At 63.0% G+C, this 22447-nt stretch carries 18 protein-coding genes; 10 read left to right on the top strand and 8 right to left on the bottom strand.

Annotation, left to right across the window (positions count from 1 at the left end; translation table 11 throughout):
- Positions 1-271 precede the first annotated feature (271 nt).
- The 10 genes from ACK59H_RS09890 (at position 272) to ACK59H_RS09845 (ending at position 13194) form a co-directional block, all read left to right on the top strand.
- Positions 272-625 (top strand): hypothetical protein, encoded by a 354-nt coding sequence (locus ACK59H_RS09890; RefSeq protein ID WP_060477735.1) that lies wholly within the window; start codon positions 272-274, stop codon positions 623-625.
- A 147-nt stretch (positions 626-772) separates the two neighbouring features.
- Positions 773-1732 carry a MoxR family ATPase gene (locus ACK59H_RS09885; protein ID WP_060477736.1) on the top strand — a complete coding sequence of 320 codons (960 nt, stop codon included), beginning with the start codon at positions 773-775 and terminating at the stop codon, positions 1730-1732.
- Between the two features lie 3 nt (positions 1733-1735).
- The gene (locus ACK59H_RS09880) at positions 1736-2680 is read left to right on the top strand and encodes a DUF58 domain-containing protein (protein ID WP_060477737.1); all 945 of its coding nucleotides are present in this window, start codon (positions 1736-1738) and stop codon (positions 2678-2680) included.
- Positions 2677-3171 carry a DUF4381 domain-containing protein gene (locus ACK59H_RS09875; protein WP_060477738.1) on the top strand — a complete coding sequence of 165 codons (495 nt, stop codon included), beginning with the start codon at positions 2677-2679 and terminating at the stop codon, positions 3169-3171. The genes ACK59H_RS09880 and ACK59H_RS09875 overlap by 4 nt, the downstream gene beginning before the upstream one ends.
- Positions 3164-4240 carry a VWA domain-containing protein gene (locus ACK59H_RS09870; RefSeq protein WP_060477739.1) on the top strand — a complete coding sequence of 359 codons (1077 nt, stop codon included), beginning with the start codon at positions 3164-3166 and terminating at the stop codon, positions 4238-4240. Before ACK59H_RS09875 ends, ACK59H_RS09870 begins: the two co-directional genes overlap by 8 nt.
- Entirely contained in the window at positions 4237-5955 is a 1719-nt protein-coding gene (locus tag ACK59H_RS09865; RefSeq protein WP_060477740.1) for a tetratricopeptide repeat protein, read from the top strand. The genes ACK59H_RS09870 and ACK59H_RS09865 overlap by 4 nt, the downstream gene beginning before the upstream one ends.
- A complete protein-coding gene (locus ACK59H_RS09860) occupies positions 5952-7577 on the top strand; it encodes a BatD family protein (protein ID WP_060477741.1) in 1626 nt (541 codons plus the stop codon). Before ACK59H_RS09865 ends, ACK59H_RS09860 begins: the two co-directional genes overlap by 4 nt.
- Positions 7578-7724: 147 nt before the next feature.
- A complete protein-coding gene (locus ACK59H_RS09855) occupies positions 7725-8963 on the top strand; it encodes an exonuclease SbcCD subunit D C-terminal domain-containing protein (RefSeq protein WP_060477742.1) in 1239 nt (412 codons plus the stop codon).
- A complete protein-coding gene (locus ACK59H_RS09850; RefSeq protein WP_060477743.1) occupies positions 8960-12604 on the top strand; it encodes an AAA family ATPase in 3645 nt (1214 codons plus the stop codon). The genes ACK59H_RS09855 and ACK59H_RS09850 overlap by 4 nt, the downstream gene beginning before the upstream one ends.
- Positions 12601-13194 carry a glutathione S-transferase gene (locus ACK59H_RS09845; RefSeq protein WP_060477744.1) on the top strand — a complete coding sequence of 198 codons (594 nt, stop codon included), beginning with the start codon at positions 12601-12603 and terminating at the stop codon, positions 13192-13194. Before ACK59H_RS09850 ends, ACK59H_RS09845 begins: the two co-directional genes overlap by 4 nt.
- Positions 13195-13249: 55 nt before the next feature.
- Here the strand turns inward: ACK59H_RS09845 and ACK59H_RS09840 are convergent, their stop codons facing one another.
- The 8 genes from ACK59H_RS09840 to ACK59H_RS09805 form a co-directional block, all read right to left on the bottom strand.
- The gene (locus ACK59H_RS09840) at positions 13250-13426 is read right to left on the bottom strand and encodes a hypothetical protein (protein ID WP_196375126.1); all 177 of its coding nucleotides are present in this window, start codon (positions 13424-13426) and stop codon (positions 13250-13252) included.
- A gap of 123 nt (positions 13427-13549) precedes the next feature.
- On the bottom strand, positions 13550-14680 hold the full coding sequence (locus ACK59H_RS09835) for a lactonase family protein (protein ID WP_196375128.1): 1131 nt from the start codon (positions 14678-14680) through the stop codon (positions 13550-13552).
- The gene (locus tag ACK59H_RS09830; protein ID WP_060477746.1) at positions 14646-14936 is read right to left on the bottom strand and encodes a DUF5629 family protein; all 291 of its coding nucleotides are present in this window, start codon (positions 14934-14936) and stop codon (positions 14646-14648) included. Before ACK59H_RS09830 ends, ACK59H_RS09835 begins: the two co-directional genes overlap by 35 nt.
- A gap of 68 nt (positions 14937-15004) precedes the next feature.
- On the bottom strand, positions 15005-17380 hold the full coding sequence (locus ACK59H_RS09825; RefSeq protein ID WP_186476898.1) for an RND family transporter: 2376 nt from the start codon (positions 17378-17380) through the stop codon (positions 15005-15007).
- 20 nt (positions 17381-17400) lie between these two features.
- Complete coding sequence (locus ACK59H_RS09820) at positions 17401-18426, bottom strand: WD40/YVTN/BNR-like repeat-containing protein (protein ID WP_371326764.1); 1026 nt, start codon at positions 18424-18426, stop codon at positions 17401-17403.
- Positions 18427-18683: 257 nt separating this feature from the next.
- Entirely contained in the window at positions 18684-21341 is a 2658-nt protein-coding gene (gene pepN, locus ACK59H_RS09815) for an aminopeptidase N (protein ID WP_409264422.1), read from the bottom strand.
- A gap of 13 nt (positions 21342-21354) precedes the next feature.
- Positions 21355-22185, bottom strand: coding sequence for a DUF2797 domain-containing protein (locus tag ACK59H_RS09810; RefSeq protein WP_207936292.1), 831 nt, complete (start codon positions 22183-22185; stop codon positions 21355-21357).
- Entirely contained in the window at positions 22182-22442 is a 261-nt protein-coding gene (locus ACK59H_RS09805; RefSeq protein WP_054885767.1) for a YeaC family protein, read from the bottom strand. Before ACK59H_RS09805 ends, ACK59H_RS09810 begins: the two co-directional genes overlap by 4 nt.
- Positions 22443-22447 lie beyond the last annotated feature (5 nt).

The raw sequence follows: 22447 nt of genomic DNA, 5'->3' as shown, positions 1-22447 counted from the left end.
GTGGTACTCCGCTTGGGCTTTGTATTGGTTGTAGCGTCGTGCACGTCCGCCTTGTACCGATCAACCATAGCCAACCCGTGGCAAGCCGGACGCAAAAAACCAGACATCGAACGTGCCATCCACGTTCGGGCTTGGCGAAGCTTAACGACTGAGCGGTCATTACCGCTTGCGAGGCTGCGACAATTTCGGTCAAGGGCTGGCAATTTACGTTTATGGATGCGTGCAAGGCTGTCAGAATTCCCGCTCAATCCCCTTGACCCGAGTCGTCCTAATGCAAATCCACACCGCCTTGCTGTTCGCCACCCCTTGCGATGACGAGGAAGACAACATGGCGACCTTGTGCTGCCACAGCGACAAGGGGCAGATGTTTCTGCTGACTCGCTACCCTGACGAAGACACCGTCGACCTGACTTTGGATGACGAGCCGTCGACCCTCGACGGGCTGAAGGTGACCTTGAGCGCGCAACGCCTGCTGATCGAGGTGGCCGCCGGGGACCGTGATGCGCTCAAAGGGGATGACACGCTGGAGATCGTGCTGACCTCGACAGGGACTGACCTGGAAGAAGTGGCGCTGACCCTGCGCAACATTCTCGATGGCACCGGCAGCTTGGTCAGCGAACTCTGAGCACCTGCCCACGCCTGCCGGGTGCCCAGCCCACTTGGCAGCGATAAAATTCCCGGCCGCCATTGGTCGGCGCCCCCCTGGATAGATTAAAGTATCACCCCCTGCCAGGTCGTGCGCGACCTGGCGCGAACCCAGGAACCGCCGCCGATGGAACACCGTGAAGCGCTGATCGCGCTACGCACCTTTCTTTCCTCACAGATCCTAGGCCAGGAGAAACTGGTCGAGCGGCTGTTGATCGTGCTGTTGGCCGACGGCCACATGTTGGTCGAGGGTGCCCCTGGCCTGGCCAAGACCAAAGCCATCAAAGAGCTGGCCGAAGGCATCGAGGCACAGTTCCACCGCATACAGTTCACCCCGGACCTGCTGCCGGCCGACATCACCGGGACTGAAATCTATCGCCCGGAAACCGGCAGCTTCGTATTCCAGCAAGGCCCCATATTCCACAACCTGGTGCTTGCCGACGAAATCAACCGCGCCCCGGCCAAGGTCCAGTCGGCACTGCTCGAAGCCATGGCAGAGCGCCAGGTCAGCGTGGGCCGCAGCACCTATGATCTTTCCCCGCTGTTCTTGGTCATGGCCACCCAGAACCCGATCGAGCAGGAAGGCACCTACCCGCTGCCCGAAGCCCAACTCGACCGTTTCCTGATGCATGTGAAAATCGGCTTCCCCGACGCTGCCGTGGAGCGTCGCATTCTCGCCCAGGCCCGTGGTGAAGCACTGGGCGGGGAAGTGAAACCTGAGCGCCGGGTCAGTCAGCAGGCAATCTTCGCCGCGCGCAAGGAAATCCTCGGCCTTTACATGGCAGACGCGGTGGAGGAGTACCTGGTCCAGCTGGTCATGGCTACCCGCACCCCGGCCAAGTTCGACACCGAGCTGGCCGACTGGATCGCCTATGGCGCAAGCCCCCGCGGCTCGATCGCCCTTGACCGCTGCGCCCGCGCCCACGCCTGGCTGGCCGGGCGCGACTTCGTCAGCCCAGAGGATATTCAGGCGGTGCTGTTCGATGTGCTACGCCACCGCATCATCCTCTCGTTCGAAGCTGAGGCGGCAGGGGTGGACCAGGACCGCGTGGTCCAGCGCATCCTCGACGTCGTGGCCGTCGCCTGACCCATGCCCACCACGCAGCAGGCCGAACCCGGCATACGCATCGGCCTTGCCGAACTGATCGACATGCGCCACCGGGTGCGTGAGATTCAGTTGTTTTCCCGCCCTGGCCAGCGCAGCCCGCTGGTGGGGTTGCACCACTCCAAGCTACGCGGGCGCGGCGTCGACTTCGACCAGGTGCGCGTCTACCAGGCCGGTGACGATGTGCGCAACATCGACTGGCGCGTCACTGCGCGCACTCAGGAACCGCACACCAAGCTGTTTCACGAAGAACGCGAGCGGCCGATCTTCATCCTCGTGGAACAGAGCCAGCGCCTGTTCTTTGGCTCGGGGCTGATGTTCAAGTCTGTGCTTGCCGCCGAAGCGGCAGCGTTGTTCGGCTGGGCTGCGCTGGGTCACAACGACCGCATCGGCGGCCTGGTGTTCGGCGATAGCGACCATCACGAGATCAAGCCTCGGCGCAGCAAGCAGAGCCTGCTGCAGCTGCTTAACCGCCTGGCCAAGGTCAACCAGGCACTGCATACCGAAGCTGCGCCCCAGGCCGACAGCCTTGGCCTGGCCTTGCGCCGGGCCCGCGAAGTGCTGCGCCCCGGCAGCCTGGCCATCGTCATCTGCGACGAACGCTCGCTCAGTGCCCAGGCCGAACAGCACCTGGCCATGCTTTCGCGCCACTGCGACCTGCTGTTGATGCCAGTGTCCGACCCTCTGGACCATGCCCTGCCCGCTGCCGGCCTGCTGCGCTTTGCCCAGCGTGGCGCACAGCTTGAGCTCGACACCCTGGACCCAAACCTGCGCCAGGCTTACCGTCAGCAGGCTGAAGCGCGGATCGAGCGGTGGGAGCTGATGGCGCAGAAACTTCGTGTGGTGTTGATGCCGCTGAGTACCCAGAGTGAGATGATCGAGCAATTGCGCGCGTACCTGAACGCTCAGCGCCCAGGAAGTGACCAATGAACCCGCTGGACCAGTTGCAGCCCCTGATCGCGCCGCCAGCGATCAGCCTTTGGCCGCCCGCGCCGGGTTGGTGGTTGTTACTTGCGCTACTGCCGCTGCTGGGCTGGGGACTGTGGCGGTTGCGCCGCTGGCGGCCGGGCAAACGCCCGGTGGTGCGCGCCGAATTGCCGCTCGACCCGGTGCGGGTGGAGGCCTTGGCCGAACTCGCGCGCCTGCCTCGCCCCTACGACGGCGCACCGGCCGGCGCCTGGCTGCAACAGATCAACGCCTTGCTCAAGCGCCTGTGCCGCAACCACTACCCTGGCGCCAACAGCCATACCTTGAACGGCCGGCAGTGGCTGGCCTTTCTCGACAACCGCTGCCCGGCTGCCGGCCTGACCCGCTGGATGGTGCTGGTCGAAGGCGCCTACAAGCCTGAGTGCAAGCTCGATGACAAAGCCATCGCCGGGCTCAGCCAGGCGGTGGAAACCTGGATCCGCAAACATGTTTGAACTGGCCTGGCCGTGGATCTTCCTGTTGCTGCCGCTACCCTGGGTGTTACGCCTGTTACTGCCTGCCGCTGACAGTGGCGAGCCGGTGCTCAAGGTTGGCTTCCTCAACGAGCTGGAAGGGCTGGCCGGTCGCCGCGCCCGCCTGAACTTGCCAACCCTGCGCCAACAGGCGCCGTACATGGTGATCTGGCTGTTGCTATTGTTGGCCGCGGCCCGCCCGCAGTGGCTCGGCGAGCCCGTGCCGGTGGCGGCCAGTGGCCGTGATCTGCTGGTTGCGGTGGACGTCTCCGGTTCGATGGACTTCCCCGACATGCAGTTCAAAGGCGAAGACGTAAGCCGGCTCGACCTGGTTAAGGCACTGTTGGGCGATTTTATGCAAGATCGCGAAGGCGATCGGGTGGGGCTGATCCTGTTCGGCAGCCAGGCCTACCTGCAAGCTCCACTGACCTTCGACCGCCGCACGGTGCGGACCTTCCTGGACCAGGCGCAAATCGGCATCGCCGGGAAGAACACCGCCATCGGCGACGCTATCGGCTTGGCGGTCAAACGCCTGCGCCAACGCCCGGCACAAAGCCGGGTGCTGGTACTGGTGACCGATGGTGCCAACAACGGCGGGCAGATCCACCCATTGACCGCCGCCCGCCTGGCAGCCCAGGAAGGAGTAAGAATCTATACCATCGGCATCGGCGCCAACCCGCAAGCCAGCGGCACCCCTGGCCTGCTTGGCCTGAACCCGAGCCTGGACCTGGACGAAGCCTCGCTCAAGGAAATTGCCGACATCACCCATGGCGCCTACTTCCGTGCCCATGATGGCGCTGAGCTGAACGCCATCGGTGACACCCTCGACCAGCTCGAGCCTGTGGCCCAGCAACCGACCCAGGCGCGCACGGCCAAAGCGCTGTATGCCTGGCCCCTGGCCTTGGCTTTGCTGCTCAGCGTGTTGTTGGTGATGGCAGTGCAGTGGCCCGATAACTGGTTGCACAAGGTGCTGCGCAGACCGCGCTTCCTGCAGCCCCATCCAGAATGGCGGCAACGCTTGAAACGCTTGCGCCTGAGGAAACGGCGATGATCGATCTATGGCCACAATGGCTGCGCCCCCTCTGGCTGCTGGTAGTCCCTCTGCTCGGCTGGCTGTTGTTCAAGCTATGGCACCGGCGCAAACGCGCCGGGCGCTGGCAGATGATTCTGCCAGTGGCGTTCCAGCCGGTACTGCTCGGCGGCGGCAGCGGCAGTAACAGCAAGCTACCTTGGGTGGCCCTGGGCTTGGCCTGGCTGCTGGTGGTGCTAGCCCTGCTGGGCCCGAGTTGGCAGCGCCTGGAAGAAACCCGTCAGCGCCCGGCCGATCCGCTGGTGATTCTGCTCGAACTGACCCCGCAGATGCTTGCCGAGGATGTGACCCCCAACCGTCTGGAACAGGCCCGGCGCAAGATCCTCGATCTGCTCGAACATCGCAACGATAGCCAGACCGCGCTGGTGGTCTATGCCGGCAGCGCACACACCCTGGTGCCGCTGTCGGATGACCTGAGCACCACGCGCAACCTGCTGGAGGCCATCGACCCATCGATCATGCCCAAACCCGGGCAGCGCGCCGATTTGGCCGTACAGAAAGGCCTGGCACTGCTGGCCCAGAGCGGCCTGGGTCAGGGTCGCCTGTTGCTGGTGGGCTCGGCGCTCAGCGCAGCCGAGCGCCAAGGCATCACCCAGGCTCTAGGCCGTCAGGGTCCAAGCCTGCTGATGCTGGGCATCGGCACACGCGACGGCGCACCGGTGCGTCAGCCCAACGGAGAATTCCTCAAGGATGACCAGGGTGGCATCCTCGTGCCGCGGCTCGACAGCGCCAGCCTCAAAGGTTTCATCAATGGCACCGGCGGGCGCTACCGGCACGCCCGTATTGATGACCTCGACCTGCGCGGCCTGGGGCTGTTCGACAATCCGCGGCAATTGCGCGATGCTGACCAGACCCTGCAACTGGACAGCTGGGCCGACCAGGGCCACTGGCTGTTGCTGCCCTTGCTGCTACTGGCCGCCTGCGCCGGACGGCGCGGCTGGCTGTTCTGTCTGCCGCTGCTGCTGGCCCTGCCACAGCCCAGCCAGGCTTTGGAGTTCAACGATTTGTGGCTGCGCCCCGACCAGCAGGGCCAACAGCTGCTGAACAAGCAACGCCCTGCCGAGGCCGCACAGCACTTCCGGGACCCGCAATGGCGTGGCATGGCGCTGTACCAGGCCGGTGACTTCGCCGGCGCCGCCGAGGCTTTCGCTCAGGGCGATAGCGCTGCCGACCACTACAATCGAGGCAATGCCCTGGCCCGCAGCGGCGAGTTGGAGGCTGCTTTGGATGCCTACGAACAGGCCCTGGAGCGGCAGCCCGACCTGCAGCCGGCGCTGGCCAATCAGGCACTGGTGCAACAGTTGCTGCAGCAACGCGAGGGCCAGGCGCAAGATCAACCTGCCAACAGCGATGCGCAGAGCACCCCTGGCAGCGAAACTGAAGGCAACAGCAGCTCGGCCAGTAACCCCGCACAAGGCACGCCAGGCAACGAAGAACAAGCCGCAACCGAGCATGCCGGTGACGGCAACAACGACAGCCAGGCAGCCCCTGGCAACCAGGGCGGCGATGACGACAGTGTCACCCAGCCCCCCCAGCGCCCGGACTCGAGCAACCTCGATGCCGAACAGCGCCAGGCCCTGGAACAATGGCTGCGCGAGATCCCCGACAATCCGGCGGAGCTGCTGCGGCGCAAGTTCTGGTATGAACAGCAATTGCATCAGGAAAAAACACGATGAGTCGCTTCGGCGTCTTTGTTCTGAGTCTGTTTTGGGCCGTCATGGCCCATGCCCTTCCTACGCTGCAGGCTAGTGTTGACCGCACGCGCCTGGAGGCTGGCGAAACCCTTGAGCTGACCCTGGAAAGCCAAGATGTGACCCAGTTCGGCAAGCCCGACCTGCACGCGCTGGAAGACGACTTCGAAGTGCGTGGCACACGCCAGTTGAACAGCCTGCATACGCTGGATGGTGAAACCCGGGCCAGCACCCGCTGGATCATCACCTTGCTGCCAAAGCGCAGCGGCAGCCTGCGAATCCCTGAGCTGCAACTGGGCCAGTCGCAGAGCCAGCCCATCGATGTGCAGGTGGTGCAAGCCGACGCCAGCCGCCCCGAAACCGCCTCGCAAGTCTTCATCGAAGCCACCTTGGACAGCGATGAGGTCTACGTCCAGGCCCAGGCCGTGCTGACGTTGCGCATTTACCATTCGGTGTCGCTGTACGATGACAGCACCTTGAGCCCGCTGCAGCTGGACAACGCCAAGGTGGAACCGTTGGGGGAGTCGCGCACCTACGAGAAAGAAATCAACGGCATACGCCACGGGGTGATCGAAACCCGCTACGCCGTGTATCCCCAGCAAAGCGGTAGCCTGGATATCCCCCCGCTGACCTTCACCGCCACCGCCGCCGACAACGGCGAGCAGCCGGCTGGCACTACCCGCGCTGGCCGCCAAGTGCAGGTCAGCTCACTGCCACTGCACCTTAGTGTTCGCCCGATCCCCAGCGCCTGGCCTGCCAGTGCACCATGGCTACCGGCACGCGAGCTGACCTTGGAAGAACACTGGAATCCCGACCCAGCCAACCAGCCACCGCAGATTGGCGACTCGCTGACCCGTAGTATCACCTTGCGCGCGCAGGGCTTGTCCAGCACCCAGCTGCCACAGTTGCCGGCCACCGAAATCGTCGGCTTGCGCCGCTATCCGGACCAACCGCTGCTACGCAACGAGATCAGCGAACGGGGCATGACTGCCAACCGCGAGGAACGTGAAGCGCTGGTGCCGACCCACAGCGGCAAACTGGCCCTGCCAGCCCTGGAAATCACCTGGTGGAACACGCGTGAAGACCACCTTGAGCACAGCAGCCTGCCAGCGCGTACTCTGGATGTGCAGGATAACCCGGCACTGAGCGCCGACACCCCGGTCGCGGATAACAACGCAGCCAGCCACCTGATCTGGCCGTGGCAGCTGGCGACTTTGGTGTTCGCCCTGACCACGCTCATGGGGTTCGCTCTTTGGTGGCGCGCCCGCTCGCAACCGGCGGTATTACGTGCTGCGCAGAACGGCCCGAGCCCTCGCACCTTGCTGGACGACCTGAAACGCGCATCCCAGGCCAACGACCCGCAGGCTACCCGCCAGGCCCTGGATGCCTGGGCGCGGCAGCAGCCTGAAACATTGGCCGAGATGGCTGCGCGCTTCGTGCCGCTGTCCGATGCGCTGGATGGGTTGAACGGGGCGTTGTACAGCGAAAGTGGCCAGTACTGGCAGGGTGAGGATCTGTGGCGCGCGATCAGGACGATTCCGCCGGCTGAGCAGGTATTGTTGCCGGCGGGTGACGGTGGGAGCTTACCGCCGCTTTATCCCAAGTGAGGGGTGTGGCGCAGAGGTGCACGCCTTGGGATTTTCAGCGCCTGTGAGATCGAGCGCCGCCCGGCCTTGGGTTACCATACCCGGCTGCGCAAAGCCCACCATTCACGCCAAGCCCCGGCTTGCTGACTCGACATCGACAGGTCATCCATGCGTCTGTTTCACACCTCCGACTGGCACCTTGGCCAAAGCCTGCACGGCCAGGAACGCGACTTCGAACACGCCTGCTTCCTTGACTGGCTGCTCGGCCAGCTGCACCTTCGCCAGCCGGACGCGCTGCTGATCGCCGGGGACATCTTCGACACGGTCAACCCTCCGGTCAAAGCCCAGGAACGGCTCTATGACTTCATCGTCCAGGCCCACGAGCAGCAGCCCAAGCTGCAGATCGTCATGATCGCCGGCAACCACGATTCGGGCTCGCGCATCGAGCTGCCCGCCGCCCTCATGCGCCGCCTACGCACCCACGCGCTGGGCCGGGTGCAATGGCTCGACGAAGGCCAGCTCGATGCCGACCGCCTGCTGATCCCGCTCACCAACAGCCGCGGCAAGGTCGCTGCCTGGTGCCTGGCCCTGCCCTTTCTGCGCCCGGCTGAAGTCACTGGCCCGCAGTTGGGCGACGACTACCTGCAAGGCATTACCCAGGTGCATCAACAGCTGATCGGGGCGGCGCAGAAGAAACGCAAGAAAGACCAAGCCCTGATCGCCATCAGCCATGCGCACATGGCAGGTGCAGCCGTGTCGGAGGACTCCGAGCGCAGCCTGATCATCGGCAACGCCGAGGCCCTGCCGGCCAAGTTGTTCGATAAATCGATCAGCTACGTCGCACTCGGCCATCTGCACAAGCCGCAGAAGGTCAACCGCGAAGACCGTATCCGTTACAGTGGCTCGCCGATCCCATTGTCGTTCGCCGAAATCAGCTACCCGCACCAAGTGCTTGAAGTCGAGTTCCAAGGCAGCGAACTGGTCAGCGTCGAAGCTCGCCCGGTACCCCGCGCCGTGGCCCTGCAGCGGGTCGGCCCGGCGCCGCTGGGCGAATTGCTGGAACAACTGGCCGAGTTGCCAGTGATCGACCTGCTCGATGACCCCAACCGCCAGCCGTGGCTGGAAGTGCGGGTAAGGCTGGATGAACCGCAGCCCGACCTGCGCCAGCAAATTGAGGGCGCCCTGCATGGCAAGGCCGTTAGGCTGGTCCGCATCAGTACCGAATATGCAGGCAAAGGCCCTGCAGAAGACGATGACCAGGTGTTCGTCGAGCTGGCGCAGATGACCCCACAGGACCTGTTCAGCCGCGCCTGGGAGCAGGCCTATGGCAGCCCCGCCGACGAGCAGGCCCTGGCCGACTTCGCTCTGCTGTTGCAGGACGTTCAGTTGCAAGAGGAACAGCCATGAAGATTCTCGCCATCCGCCTGAAGAACCTGGCCTCCCTGGCCGGCCCAGTCGACATCGATTTCACCACCGAGCCCTTGGCCAGTGCCGGCCTGTTCGCCATCACCGGGCCGACCGGCGCCGGCAAGAGCACCCTGCTCGATGCCTTGTGCCTGGCCTTGTTCGGCACCGTGCCGCGCCTGAACGATATCGCCCGTGAAGCGAAGGTACCGGACGGCGAAGGCGAGATCCCTACATCGGACCCGCGCAACCTCCTGCGTCGCGGGACCGGTAGCGGCTTTGCCGAAGTTGATTTCATCGGCATCGATGGCCATCGCTACCGTGCGCGCTGGGAAGCCAACCGCGCCCGCGACAAGGCCAACGGCAAGCTCCAGCTCAGCCGCCAGAGCCTGTATGACCTCGACAGCGAACAGGTGCTGGGCAGCGGCAAGAGCGAATACAAGCAATTGATCGAAGCCCGCCTGGGCCTGAATTTCGAGCAGTTCACCCGTGCGGTGATGCTGGCCCAGAGCGAGTTCGGCGCGTTCCTCAAGGCCGATGACAAAGAGCGCAGCGAGCTTTTGGAAAAGCTCACCAACACCTCCATCTATACCCGTTTGGGCCAGCGTGCGTTCAGCAAGGCCCGGGAAACCGCCGAAACCCACAATGCCCTCAAAGAGCGCGCCAGCCATCTGCTGCCGATGGCCGCTCAAGCGCGCGCTGAGCTCGACCAGCGCCTGGAGCAGGCGTTGCAGCAGTTTAAGGCCGACCAGGCCGGTGAGCGTCAGCTGGAGCAGCAGCGCAACTGGCTCGCTGAACAACGTCAGCTGAACACTCAGCACGCCCAAGCCCAGGCCAGCCTGCAAGCTGCCGAGCAAAGCTGGCAGCAACTGGCCGACCAGCGCATGGACTTGCAGCGCCTCGAGCGCCTGGCGCCGCAGCGGCATCAATTCCACCGCCAGCAGATGCTGCGCCTGCAACTGGCCCCGCTGGCCGAGCAGCTCACCGAACAGCAACGCCAGCAATTGGAGCTGCAGACACACACCGCGGCGTTGGAGCAGGCGCAAATAGCCGCCCGTGAAGCCTTGGCCCACAGCCAGGCCCTGCACAGCGAAAGTGCGCCGCGCCTACGCCAGGCGTTCGCAGGCCAAGACACCTTGGCCCGCCTCGGCCAGCAGCAGCTCGAGCAGCAAACTGCCTGTCAGCTTGCCGAACAGCAGGTGGCCGACGGGCAGCAGCACCTGCTGCAAACCGAGCAACAGCAGCAGCGTTGCGAACAACAGTTGGCGATGATCGACGCCGCCCTGGTCGACAGCCAGCATCTGGCTGGCCTGGCCAATGCCTGGCAGGCCTACCTGCCACAACTCAAGCAAGTGATGTTGATTGGCGGCCGCCTGGCCAAGGGCCGCGAGGAGCTACCGGCCCTGCAGGCTCAAGCCAGTCAGGCCAACGCACACCTGCAAGCTGAACGTGAGCAGCTCGAGCTGTTGTTCCGCGAAGCCAAGGCTGAACCCCAAGCACTGGCCGAACAGATCGACCTGCTCGGCAACATGCTGCAGGACAACCGCAAGCAACAACGCGCCGTCGAGGAGCTATCACGCCTACATGGCCGTGAACAGGAACTGCGCCAACAGCTGGATGCCGTGCGTGAACGTCAGCAGCAAGCCATGCAACAGCGCCAGCAGCTCATTGGCGAAGGGACCGCGGCCAAGGCTGAGCTCGAAGCGGCCGAACAGGCGCTCGATCTTACCCGTCAGTTGCTGCAACGCCAGCGACTGGCACGCAACACCAGCGTCGAAGAACTGCGCGGCCAACTGCGCGATGGCGAGCCCTGCCCAGTGTGCGGCAGTGCCGATCATCCGTTTCACCAGCCCGACGCACTGCTGCAAAGCCTCGGTCGCCATGATCAGGCTGAAGAGGACGCCGCGCAAAAGCAGGTCGAAACCCTCAACGGCAAACTGGTTGAGCTGCGCACTCAACTCGGTGTGGTGAACGCCCAGCTCAAGGACCATCAGCAACAGCAGCAGACCATCAGCGAGCAGTTGCAGCCACTGCTGGCACAATTGCAAGCCCATAGCCTCTGGCCCGCGCTCGCGCCGCAAGCCGACAAGGCCCGCAGCGCCTGGCTCGACAGCCAGTTACGACGCCTGGAGGAGGAAATCGGCAAGGACGAGAAACGTCAAAGCACCCTGCTCGCCCTGCAAAAAGATGCCGCCCGCCTGAACCAACAATTGCAGGTAGCCGAGCAGGCCCAACAGCAGGCCCAGCGTTATCTGGACCAACAGCACCAGGCAATGGCCAGCGATGAACGGCTGCTGCAACAAGGGCTCGATGACCTGGCAGGTGTGCTGCCAGGCGATGTGCTCAAGGCCTTGGGCGATGACCCAGCCAACGCTTTCATGGCCCTCGACCAGCAGATCTCCCAACGCCTGCAGCAACTGGAGCAGCGCAAGGACGAACAAGGCGAGCTGCAGGCGCGCCAGCAACAGTTGGACAAACTGCGCGACCAGCAACAGCTGCGCATTCAGGCGCTGGCGCAGGCGCAGCAGCAGCTCGCCGAACTCGACACGCAAAACCAGCAGGCCCAGGCCGCCTTGACCGAGTTGCTGGCCGAGCACGCCAGCGCCGAAGCCTGGCAACAGCATCTGGACAGCCAGCTCGAACAAGCCCGCGCCGCCGATGCAGAAACCACCCAGCGCCTTCAGGAACTGCGCACACAGGGCGTGCAACTGGCAAGTGAGCTGAAGGCCACCGCCCAGCAACAGCAGGCGCTGAACGATGAATGCCAGCAGCTGCAAGGCGATATCAGCCAGTGGCGCGCAGCGCACCCAGAGCTCGACGACGCTGGGCTCGATCGCCTGCTAGCCATCGACGAAGGCCAGTTGAGCGAGCTACGCCAGCGCCTGCAACTGGCCGAGAAAACTCTCGAACAGAGCCGCGTATTGCTTCAGGAGCGGGCGCAACGGCTAGAGCAGCACGCGGCGCAGATGAGTGTGCAGGCGACCGTCGAAGAGCTTGAGCTCGCCCTGGGCTCGATACGCCAACGCCTGGCCGAGCATGAACAGCTCTGCGCCGAACTGCGCGCGCAGCAAGCCGATGACCAACGCCGCCAGCAGGCGAGCCAGGTGCTGGCGGCAGAAATCGAGCAGGCTTACACCCAGTGGCAGCGTTGGGCCCGGCTCAACGCGCTGATCGGCTCGGCCTCAGGCGATGTGTTCCGCAAAATCGCCCAAGGCTACAACCTCGACTTGCTGTTGCACCACGCCAATGCCCAATTGCGCCAATTGGCGCGTCGTTATCGGCTCAAGCGTGGTGGCAGCGCCCTGGGTCTGCTGGTGCTGGATACCGAAATGGGCGATGAACTGCGCTCGGTGCACTCACTGTCTGGCGGTGAAACATTCCTGGTTTCGCTGGCATTGGCCCTGGGCCTAGCCTCGATGGCCTCGAGCACCTTGCGCATTGAATCGCTGTTCATCGATGAAGGGTTTGGTAGCCTGGACCCCGAGTCGCTGCAACTGGCCATGGATGCCCTTGACGGTTTGCAGGCACAGGGACGCAAGGTCGCGGTCATCTCCCACGTACAGGAAATGCACGAACGGATCCCAGTGCAGATCCAGGTGCGCCGCCAGGGCAATGGGTTGAGCGATGTGCAGGTGTGCGGATGATCCTCTATTCATTCCGCCGCTGCCCCTGGGCGATGCGTGCACGCCTGGCGCTACGCTACGCAGGCTGCACGGTGCAGGTAATCGAGGTGGCGATGAAAAACAAGCCTGCAGCACTGCTGGCTCTGTCGCCCAAGGGCACGGTGCCGGTGCTCGATACTGGGGCAGGTGTACTGGATGAGAGCCTGGACATCATGCGCTGGGCGCTCGAGCAGCACGATCCACAGGACTGGCGCCTGTTGGCCGACCCCGCTGCCGCACAGCATGCCCAAGCCCTGATAGCCCGTAACGACAGCACGTTCAAGGCACAGGTGAACCTGTACAAATATGCCGAGCGTTACCCTGAGCATACCCGCGAGCACTACCGCCAGCAGGGGGAGTATTGGCTGGCGGAGCTTGAACAGTTGCTCGAGGGCCGGCCGTATTTGCTGGCCGATCATCCAAGCCTGGCCGACGCCGCCCTGCTTCCGCTGGTGCGCCAGTTTGCCGGGGTCGAACCGCAGTGGTTCGCCGAGGCGGCTTATCCGCGTGTGCGCAGCTGGCTGGCGGGGTGGTTGGCTTCGCAGCTGTTCACGTCAGTGATGGCTCGCTAGAACCTGCTCTGCTGCAGCTTGGTTCCTGCTGATGCGGGTTTACCCGCAGGCCAGATCAGTGGCTGTGCTTGCCACTCAAAGCGGCATAGAAGGTAGCGCTTTGGCGCAGGTACTGCTGGGTGTAACTGTGGGTTGCCGTTGCCTTGATGCCGTCGGCATGGGCATGGGCTGGCAACACCACAGAAGCAGAAATGGCCGATGCGGCGATGACGGGGAACAGATTGAAGTTCATGGTGGCGGACCTCGACTTATAGAGTTTGACGTTGAGCCACTTGGGCCTTGGGTCAAACGTACGCCGCCCAGATCCGCTGCAGAAATTCATTGCACTGCTAAGGTTTATCACCGCTATCGATGGTTACTCGACGAACTTGAGATCCGATGGCGCATCCTGCGCGAAGGTCTGCACCGTCTCGCCGAGCATGCCGCTGCGCAGGTCACGGCGCATGACCACGATCTGGTTACTTTTCTGGTTGGCCACCAGCAGGTAGTTGCCGCTGGGGTCCAATGCAAACTCCCGCGGGTGATCGCCTTGCACCGAATGGCGCTGCAGCAACGTCAGCTGACCGTCGTCCTTGTTTACGCTGAACACCACGATCTCATTCGCTGTGCCGCGGTTGCTCACGTAGAGAAAACGCCCATCGGCCGACAAGTGCAGCCCGCCGGAAGCCTTGGCGGCGGCATCCTGCTGATCGGTAAGCGGCAGGCGCTGACGCGCCTGCAGCACGGCGTCCTTGACGTCGAACATTACCACCTCGCCGCTCATCTCCAGCGTCAGGTAGGCATGCCGGCCCTTGGCATCGAACAGCAGGTGCCGCGGCCCACTGCCAGGCGGCAAGTCGACCGACGCCGGCACCGCCGCACTCAGCGGCTGGTCGGGGCTGGCGCCGTCATAGCGGTAAATGAACACCTTGTCGGCCCCAAGGTCGCAGGCATACACATGTTGGCCGTCCGGCGACAGTACCAGCGAGTGAACGTGCCCGCCGGCCTGGCGCTCAGGGTTGACGCCGCTGGGTGCATGGCGCAATTGCTGTATACCGTCCTGGAGCTTGCCGTCCTTGGCCACCGGGATAACCACCAAACTGCCACCGGGGTCGGGGGCGACGGCGTAGTTCGCGACGAACAGATAGCGCTGGTCGCGGCTGAGGCTGGCGTGGGTTGGCTCATCGCCCCGGCTGCTCACCTGGTTCAGCAACTTGATCTGCCCGTCGGCAGCGATACTGAAGCTGGAAACCTTGCCGTCAGGCGTTTCGTTGACAGCAAACAGCTGGCGATGGTCCGCTGAGAGCACCAGCCAGGACGGGCTTACGCTGTCAACGACCTGTAGCGGCGGCGAGGCAATCTGGCCGGTCTTGGGATCGAAGGCATAGCGATAGATGCCTTGGCTCTGGCCGTCTGTGTAGCTGCCCACGAGCAAGGTGGCAGCATTGGCGGTGATTGTCAGGCTCATCAGGCTAGCGGTCAGCAGGCTGGTCCAGGTCCGGTTCATCATCGTCTTCATCCGGGGCGCGAAAGGCACTCATACAGACTAGACGATGCTCGCCCTGGGCATCGCTGAGTTGCCATTGATCACCTTCGCCTACAGCGGCCGCGACCTGCTCCGGGGTGAACGACCAGCGGCGGTGCTGGCGGCCGTCCATGCATTCGATGGAAAGGCCCGATTCGTCGCAGGTGAACTCGAAGGCATGCAGGCCATCGATCAGGAGCATGTCGCAGCAAGTGAGGGCGGTAGCGAGGGGGGACATGGGAGTACCGTAGAGAAATGAGCCAGCAGTATAACCTGAGGGCCGCATTGCGGCCCCCCGGTGATGCATCAATGGGCGAAGATCGAACCGCCCTGCTTACCTGCCATTTTCTCAGGCTTGATCAGGAACCGCGCCAGTGCTGGCAGCAGCCATAGCGCACCGAACATGTTCCACAGCAGCATGAAGGTCAGCATCAGGCCCATGTCGGCCTGGAACTTGATGGCCGAGAAGATCCAGGTGCACACGCCGATCGCCAGGCACAGGCCGGTGAACAACACGGCCTTACCCGTCGAGCGCAGGGTCTGATAGTAGGCTTCCTGCAACGGCAGCCCGGCACGCAGGAAGCTTTCCAGCCGGCTGTAGATGTAGATGCCGTAGTCCACGCCGATGCCCACGCCCAGGGCCACCACCGGCAAGGTAGCGACCTTCACGCCAATGCCCATGAATGCCATCAAGGCGTTCCCCAGCACCGACGTCAGTACCAGCGGTAGCACGATGCAGAGTGTTGCAGCAAACGAGCGGAAGGTGATCATGCACATCGCCGCCACGCACAGATAAACCAGGATCAGGATGGTCAGCTCGGCCGACTTGATGACCTCGTTGGTGGCCGCCTCGATACCGGCATTACCTGCCGCCAGGAGGAACTGCAGGCCCTCTTTGTCATGGCTGTCGGCGAACGCCTTGGCCACGGCTGTCACCCGTTCCAGGGTTTCGGCTTTGTGGTCGTTGAGGAACACCAGCACCGGTGCCAACGAACAGTCGGCGTTGTACAGGCCGTCAGCGCGGGCGATGGAGTTGTTGAGGATGTCCGGGTTGCGCGACAGGGTTTCCCATTTCAGGCTGCCCTCGTTCATGCCCTTGATCACCTGTTTGGAAACGGTTACCAAGGAGATCGCCGACTGCACGCCTGGGGTGTTCTGCATGGTCCACATCAACTCGTCGATCGGCGCCATGGTCGAGTAGACCGAGCAGCTTTCAGCCGGGGTCTTGACCATGATCACCAGCACATCGGAGCTGGTTGAATAGTTACTGATGATGAAGTTGTTGTCCTGGTTGTAGCGCGAGTCCGGGCGCAGTTCTGGCGCGCCCTGGTCGAGGTCGCCGATCTTCAGGTTCTGGCTGTACCACAGGCCACCTGCGAACGCGATCAAGGCCAGAACGATCGACACTGGAGCCACCTTGGCGCTGGCGAAGTTCGCCAACAGGCGCCAGAACGGGTGCTCGCGGGTAGCGTCCTTCTTGCTGCGCTCGATGGCCTTCTTGCTGATGCCAACATAGGAAATCGCTACCGGGAGCAAGATCAGGTTGGTGAACACGATCACCGCCACCCCGATGGACGCGCCGATGGCCAACTCGCGGATCACCCCGATGTCGATGATCAGCAGGGTGATGAACCCGACGGCGTCGGCAAGAATGGCAATCATCCCAGGCAGGAACAACTGGCGGAAGGTGCGCCGGGCGGCGGTCAAGGCATTGTCCGCATCACTGGATTGCAAGGCGATGCCATTGATCTTCTGCACACCGTGGGAAATACCGATCGCGAAGATCAGGAACGGCACCAGCATCGAGTAAGGGTCCAGGCCGAAGCCGACCGCATGCATCAGGCCCAGTTGCCAGACCACTGCCACCAGGGTGGTGATGAGGACGGCGATGGTGCTGCGGATGCACCAGGTAAACCAGTAGAGCAGCACCCAGGTAATCACCAGCGCGATGCCGAAGAACATCGCCACCATCACCAGGCCGTCGATCAGGTCACCGACCTTCTTGGCAAAGCCAATGATGTGGATCTTGACGTTGGGGTTCTGCGCCTGGAACTTGTCGCGGATCTTTTCTTCAAGTTGGTGCGAGAACTGCTGGTAGTCGAGTTTGACCTGCTTGCCGGGGTCGTTGGGGTCAGGGAAGCTTTCAAGCAGCGGCACGTCGACGATGCTGGACTTGAAGTTGTTACCCACCAGGCGCCCAACCTGGCCAGATTTGAGCACGTTGTCGCGCAGGGTATCCAGGCTCTGCTGTGACCCATCATAGGTATTGGGGATCACCTCACCGCCTGAAAACCCTTCTTCTGTCACCTCGCTCCAGCGCACGCTCGGGCTCCAAAGCGACTTGAGCCCGGCGCGATCGACGCCTGGAATGTAGAAAACCTCGTCATGGATCTGGCGAAGGGTTTCCATGTAGTCCTTGTCGAAGATGTCGCCGTTGACCGCCTCGACCGAGATACGCACGGTGTTGCCCAAGTTGGCCAGGTCGCTGCGGTGGGCCATCATCTGTTCGATGAATGGATGCTGCAGCGGGATCATTTTCTCGAAACTGGTCGAGGGGCGGATCTGCGTGGCTTGCCAGAACAGGAAAATGCTCACCAGCAGGCACAGGGCGATGACCACCGGGCGGTTGTTGAAGATCAGGCGTTCTAGCAGAGTCGCCTTGTCCTGATGATGCGGGTGCATGGTGATGCTCTCCCTGCTGGTCATGGGCGCACCTGCTTAGCCGCAGGCTGCGCACCGTCGGCACTGGCCAGATGTACGCCACCCTGCCCCACCAGCAACAGGCCGCCGTCGGCCAGGCCAGTGACACCGGCCAGCGCGATGCGGTCGCTGCGGTTGTAGACACTGAACGTCTGCCCGTCATCGATGCTGCGCAGCACGCTGCCGCCGTTGCCGACCAGTACCAGGCTGCCATCCTCGACAAGCGTAGCGCCTGCCAGGCCGAATTCGAGCTCGCCACGGGCGACCTTGAGGGCGATCGGCTGCCAACTGTCACCGAAGTCGCTTGAGCGGAACAGATTGCCGCGTAGCCCGTAAGCCAGCAGCGTCTGCGCCTTGGCGGTGCCTATCACGCCGAACAGCGAGCCTTCATAAGGGCCCTGCACCTTGGTCCAGCTCTGCCCTTCGTCGCTGGAGCGATACATACCGCCCTGCTCACCGACGATGAACAGGCCAGCATCGCGCACGCGGGCGATGCCATTGAGGTGCAACTGGTCGGGGTTGTCCAGGCGCTCGGCGATGTCCTGCCAGTGCTGGCCGCCGTCGCGGGTTTCCAGCAGCGCGCCATAGGCGCCCACGGCAAAACCATGCTGTGCATCGAGGAAGGTGACATCGAGCAGAGGCGCTTCGCGGGCCAGGTCTTCGAATTGCTTGGTCCAAGTAGCGCCGCCGTCGCTGCTGGCAAGAATCTGCGCATCGTGACCCACCGCCCAGCCGCGCTTGTCGTCGAGGAAGAACACGGCGGTGAGCAATTGCCGGGTGGGCACCCGGGCCTGGGTCCAGGTGATGCCTTGGTCATCGGAAAACAGAATGTGGCCACGATCACCGACCACCACAAGGCGCTTGCCGGCATGGGTCGCGCCAATCAGCAGGCTCTGGCTGGCCTTGACGGATTCGGTGGAGTATTCATCGGCAGCAGCGGCCTGCGCGCTGTCGGCCCATATTCCCAGTACCAGCGCCAGCATTGCGCCGGCCGCCGACGGCCAGGCACCACGCCTGGCCTGCGTCATCACCCGCTGCTTCATGACCATCCCCTGTTGTTTTGTTTTTGATGGGTCCGTGCTGTGAAAGGCCTGCATTAGAGGCTTGTGGGGATCGTATCGGGGAAGTTTGAAGGATTACAACGTGCGGGACGTTATGTTTTGTTAACCGCTAAACAGCTTCGCGGATAAACCCGCCCCAGCAGGTCTGGCCCAGGCCTCAAAGCCTGGGCGGTCTCTGTTGGAGCGGGTTTACCCGCGAAGCGGTCAGTTGCGGTTACAAAACCTCAAGCCAGGCTCTTGCTCACCACCTCATAGACATCACTGGACAGCTCCCCGGAGGCGAGAATCCGCTCCAACTCACCCTTCATCAGCACCTGCCGGGCAGCGTCATACTTACGCCAGCGGGTCAGCGGTGCCAGTTGACGCGAAGCAATCTGCGGGTTCAGCGCATTGAGCTCGATCACCAGGTCCGCCAAGAAGCGATATCCGGAACCATCGGCGGCGTGGAAGTTGACCAGGTTCTGCCCGGCAAAGGCACCGATCAGCGCCCGCACCTTGTTCGGGTTTTTCAGGGTGAATGCCGGGTGCTGCATCAACGCTTTAACCCGCGCCAACCCGCCTGGCAGCGTGCTGGCTGCCTGCACGCTGAACCACTGGTCCATGACCAATGGGTTGTCCTTGAAGTGCTCGGCGAAGCTTGCCAGGGCCTCAGCGCGCTCAGCTTCGAACGGCGAGTTGACCAGCACCGCCAGCGCCGTCAGGCGTTCGGTCATGTTGTCGCACTGTTCGAACTGCTCCAGGGTCGCCTTGAGCACCTGAGGTTTGCCGGTCAGCATCAGATAAGACAGGGCGATGTTCTGCAGGCTGCGGCGGGCAAAGTGCTCGGCGGCGGCCACGTAAGCGGTGCTGCGCGACACGTCGCGGTTGGCCTGGTAGCGCGCCCACAGCGCATCGAACAACTGCTCGGCGATCTGCTGGCGAGCGAATTCGCGGGCGGCGTGGATGGCATCGACGTCGGCCACTTGGCTGATCTCGGTCAGATACGCTTCGCCAGGCAGCGAGAGCATTTCGGCAACCATGGCCGGGTCCAGCGATTCGTTGCCCAGTACCGTGCCCAAGGCCGTGATCAGGCGCTGGTCGAGCGCCAGTGCTTCGCCGCGCTGATGCTGGCCGATCAACTCCTGCAGCACCTGCACCGACAGCTGCTGGCCCGCCTCCCAGCGGTTGAAGCCGTCGCTGTCGTGCTGCATCAGGAATATCAGCTGGTCGCGGTCATAGGGGAAGCTCAGCTTGACCGGTGCGCTGAAACCACGCAGCAGCGAAGGCAGTGGTTTGCTCGCGATACCCTGGAAGGTGAACGTCTGCTCGGCTTCGGTCACCGACAGCACCCGCGAATGACCAACGGCCGTTGTTTCCCCGACCAGTTGCAGCGCCAGATCGTTGCCTTGGGTATCGAGCAAGCCCAATTCCACTGGTATCACGAACGGAAGTTTCTCGGCCTTGTCAGGCGTCGGCGGGCAGCTCTGACGGAAGGTCAGGCTGTAAGTCTGGGCGCCAGCGTCATAGGCCTCGCTGACCTCCAGGCGCGGAGTACCGGCCTGGCTGTACCAGCGCTTGAACTGGGCCAGATCGACGCCATTGGCGTCTTCCATGGCCTTGATGAAGTCGTCGGTTGTCACCGCCTGGCCGTCGTGGCGTTCGAAGTACAGGTCGCTGCCTTTGCGGAACCCCTCGGCGCCCAGCAGAGTGCGGACCATTCGCACCACTTCTGCGCCCTTTTCATACACCGTCAGGGTGTAGAAGTTGGAAATTTCGATGAAGCTTTCCGGGCGCACGGGGTGGGCCATGGGGCCGGCGTCTTCGGCGAACTGGTGCGTGCGCAGGTAAGCCACATCCTCGATGCGTTTGACGGTACGCGAGTTCATGTCGGCACTGAACTCGGCATCGCGGAACACCGTGAAGCCTTCTTTGAGCGACAGTTGGAACCAGTCGCGGCAGGTCACACGGTTGCCCGACCAGTTGTGGAAGTACTCGTGAGCGACAACCCCCTCGACTCGCTGGTGGGCAGCGTCCGTAGCCGTTTCGGCACGGGCCAGCACGCAGCTGGAGTTGAAGATGTTCAGGCCCTTGTTTTCCATGGCGCCCATGTTGAAATCGTTGACCGCCACGATCATGAAGATATCCAGATCGTACTCGCGACCGTAGACCTCTTCATCCCAGCGCATGGACTTCTTCAGGCTGACCATGGCGTGGTCACACTTGTCGATGTTTTCGGGCTCGACATAAATGCGCAGGGTGACATCACGGCCAGACTGGCGCGTGAAACTGTCTTCGACGCACCAAAGATCGCCAGCCACCAAGGCGAAAAGGTAGGCCGGTTTCATGAACGGGTCTTCCCAGGTGGCCCAGTGACGGCCATCTTCGGCCGGCCCGCTGCCAATCGGGTTGCCGTTGCTGAGCAGCACCGGGTAGCGATGCTGTTCGGCGATCACGGTGGTGGTGAAGGTACTCATCACGTCCGGACGATCGAGGTAATACGTGATCTTGCGAAAACCCTCGGCCTCGCATTGGGTGCAGAACATCTTGCCGGACTTGTACAGGCCTTCCAGCGCGGTATTGCTCTCGGGGTGAATTTTCACGCTGGTGTCGAGGGTGAAACGCTCGGCCTTGGGCTGCACGGTCAGGCTGTCGGCGTCGAGCTGGAACTCGCCCGCGTCGAGTTCATGATCGTCCAGCGAGGCGCGCAACAGCTCCAGTTGCTGGCCGTCCAGTACCAATGGCGGCAGGCCAGCCCCAAGCGCCGGATTGCGGCGCATGACCAATTGCGCGTGGACCAGGGTGTGGTCCTCGAACAGCTCGAAGGTCAGGTGCGTCTCGTCGATCAGGTACTCGGGCGCCTGGTAATCCTTGAGGTAGATCACTTGCGGTTGTTCGGTACGCATGTGCAGGTCCTTTTTACTGGAGCACGGCCAACTGGTAGGCCGTGTACTTGCGAATATTGATCACGCCGGTATCGAAGATCAGGTACTGACCCTTGATGCCGAGCAACGTGCCTTCGGCGACCGGGTCTTTGTCGAGGTTGAAGCTGACGACCTTTGTCGGGTAGGCCTGAACCGGGTAGCGCATGTGCACCACTTCGGCATCGGCCAGCGGCTGGATCGCCTGCAAGCCAAAGCGCCCTTGCAGCTCGCGCAAGCCATCGGCGCAGGCGTGGAAAATCTGCTCGCGAATCGCGGGCAGGTCGAGCACTTCGGCGTCGCCCTTGAGCAGCGTGCGCCAGTTGGTGCGGTCTGGCACCTGGCTGCGCAGAATGTCTTCGACCAGGCCCGATTGCTGGCGGGTAGCGACGCGCATGATCGGCAGCGCCTGGCTGGCGCCTTGATCGAGCCATCGGGTGGGCAACTGAGTGGCGCGGGTAATGCCGACCTTGATACCCGACGAGTTGGCCAGGTAAACCACATGGTCGGTCATGCAGAACTGCTCGCCCCATGACGGCTCACGGCAGGTGCCCGAATCGTAGTGGCACTTCTCCGGCGCCATGATGCATACATCGCACTGGGCCAGCTTGGTCATGCAGGGGTAGCAATAACCCTGGCTGAAGCTGGTCTTGGTGCGTTTACCGCAATGGCTGCAGTGGATGGCGCCAAGGTATTGCAGACGCAGACGCTGGCCTATCAAGGGATTGACCGGCACCAGGGTGTCATCGAGCCGAAAGCTGTACTGCACCACAGGCGCCTGCAGGCTGACGGACATCTTGCTCAAAGAGCCACGAGCGATTTCGATCAATGTACCGAGTCCGACTTGAACAGAATGTTGGCGATGGGTGCGGACTTCGAGGCGCACTCCTGCGGGCCCATGTAGCCAGTGCGCTGCTCTTCGGGCAGGTTTTTCATTTCCCAGGCGATCACCGCCTGCAGCGACAGCTCTTTCTGCTCGGCGGTGAGCTTGCGGCCGTCCGACCATTTGCCGATTTCCACCGCCAGCTTCAGGCTCTGGTAGATCTCCGGGGTGATGTTTTCAATCATTTGCGCGAAAGTGGACATACAGT

Source organism: Pseudomonas sp. KCJK9000, from assembly GCF_046230725.1.
Taxonomy (GTDB): domain Bacteria; phylum Pseudomonadota; class Gammaproteobacteria; order Pseudomonadales; family Pseudomonadaceae; genus Aquipseudomonas; species Aquipseudomonas promysalinigenes.
Note: the sequence above shows the minus strand (reverse complement) of the source record. Positions and strands in the feature narration are given on the sequence as shown.

Excerpts from the sequence above, each read along its gene's own strand:
- ACK59H_RS09890 (WP_060477735.1), top strand. The coding sequence starts at position 272 with ATGCAAATCCACACCGCCTTGCTGTTCGCCACCCCTTGCGATGACGAG.
- ACK59H_RS09885 (WP_060477736.1), top strand. The coding sequence starts at position 773 with ATGGAACACCGTGAAGCGCTGATCGCGCTACGCACCTTTCTTTCCTCA.
- ACK59H_RS09880 (WP_060477737.1), top strand. The coding sequence starts at position 1,736 with ATGCCCACCACGCAGCAGGCCGAACCCGGCATACGCATCGGCCTTGCC.
- ACK59H_RS09875 (WP_060477738.1), top strand. The coding sequence starts at position 2,677 with ATGAACCCGCTGGACCAGTTGCAGCCCCTGATCGCGCCGCCAGCGATC.
- ACK59H_RS09870 (WP_060477739.1), top strand. The coding sequence starts at position 3,164 with ATGTTTGAACTGGCCTGGCCGTGGATCTTCCTGTTGCTGCCGCTACCC.
- ACK59H_RS09865 (WP_060477740.1), top strand. The coding sequence starts at position 4,237 with ATGATCGATCTATGGCCACAATGGCTGCGCCCCCTCTGGCTGCTGGTA.
- ACK59H_RS09860 (WP_060477741.1), top strand. The coding sequence starts at position 5,952 with ATGAGTCGCTTCGGCGTCTTTGTTCTGAGTCTGTTTTGGGCCGTCATG.
- ACK59H_RS09855 (WP_060477742.1), top strand. The coding sequence starts at position 7,725 with ATGCGTCTGTTTCACACCTCCGACTGGCACCTTGGCCAAAGCCTGCAC.
- ACK59H_RS09850 (WP_060477743.1), top strand. The coding sequence starts at position 8,960 with ATGAAGATTCTCGCCATCCGCCTGAAGAACCTGGCCTCCCTGGCCGGC.
- ACK59H_RS09845 (WP_060477744.1), top strand. The coding sequence starts at position 12,601 with ATGATCCTCTATTCATTCCGCCGCTGCCCCTGGGCGATGCGTGCACGC.
- ACK59H_RS09840 (WP_196375126.1), bottom strand. The coding sequence starts at position 13,426 with ATGAACTTCAATCTGTTCCCCGTCATCGCCGCATCGGCCATTTCTGCT.
- ACK59H_RS09835 (WP_196375128.1), bottom strand. The coding sequence starts at position 14,680 with ATGAACCGGACCTGGACCAGCCTGCTGACCGCTAGCCTGATGAGCCTG.
- ACK59H_RS09830 (WP_060477746.1), bottom strand. The coding sequence starts at position 14,936 with ATGTCCCCCCTCGCTACCGCCCTCACTTGCTGCGACATGCTCCTGATC.
- ACK59H_RS09825 (WP_186476898.1), bottom strand. The coding sequence starts at position 17,380 with ATGCACCCGCATCATCAGGACAAGGCGACTCTGCTAGAACGCCTGATC.
- ACK59H_RS09820 (WP_371326764.1), bottom strand. The coding sequence starts at position 18,426 with ATGACGCAGGCCAGGCGTGGTGCCTGGCCGTCGGCGGCCGGCGCAATG.
- pepN (WP_409264422.1), bottom strand. The coding sequence starts at position 21,341 with ATGCGTACCGAACAACCGCAAGTGATCTACCTCAAGGATTACCAGGCG.
- ACK59H_RS09805 (WP_054885767.1), bottom strand. The coding sequence starts at position 22,442 with ATGTCCACTTTCGCGCAAATGATTGAAAACATCACCCCGGAGATCTAC.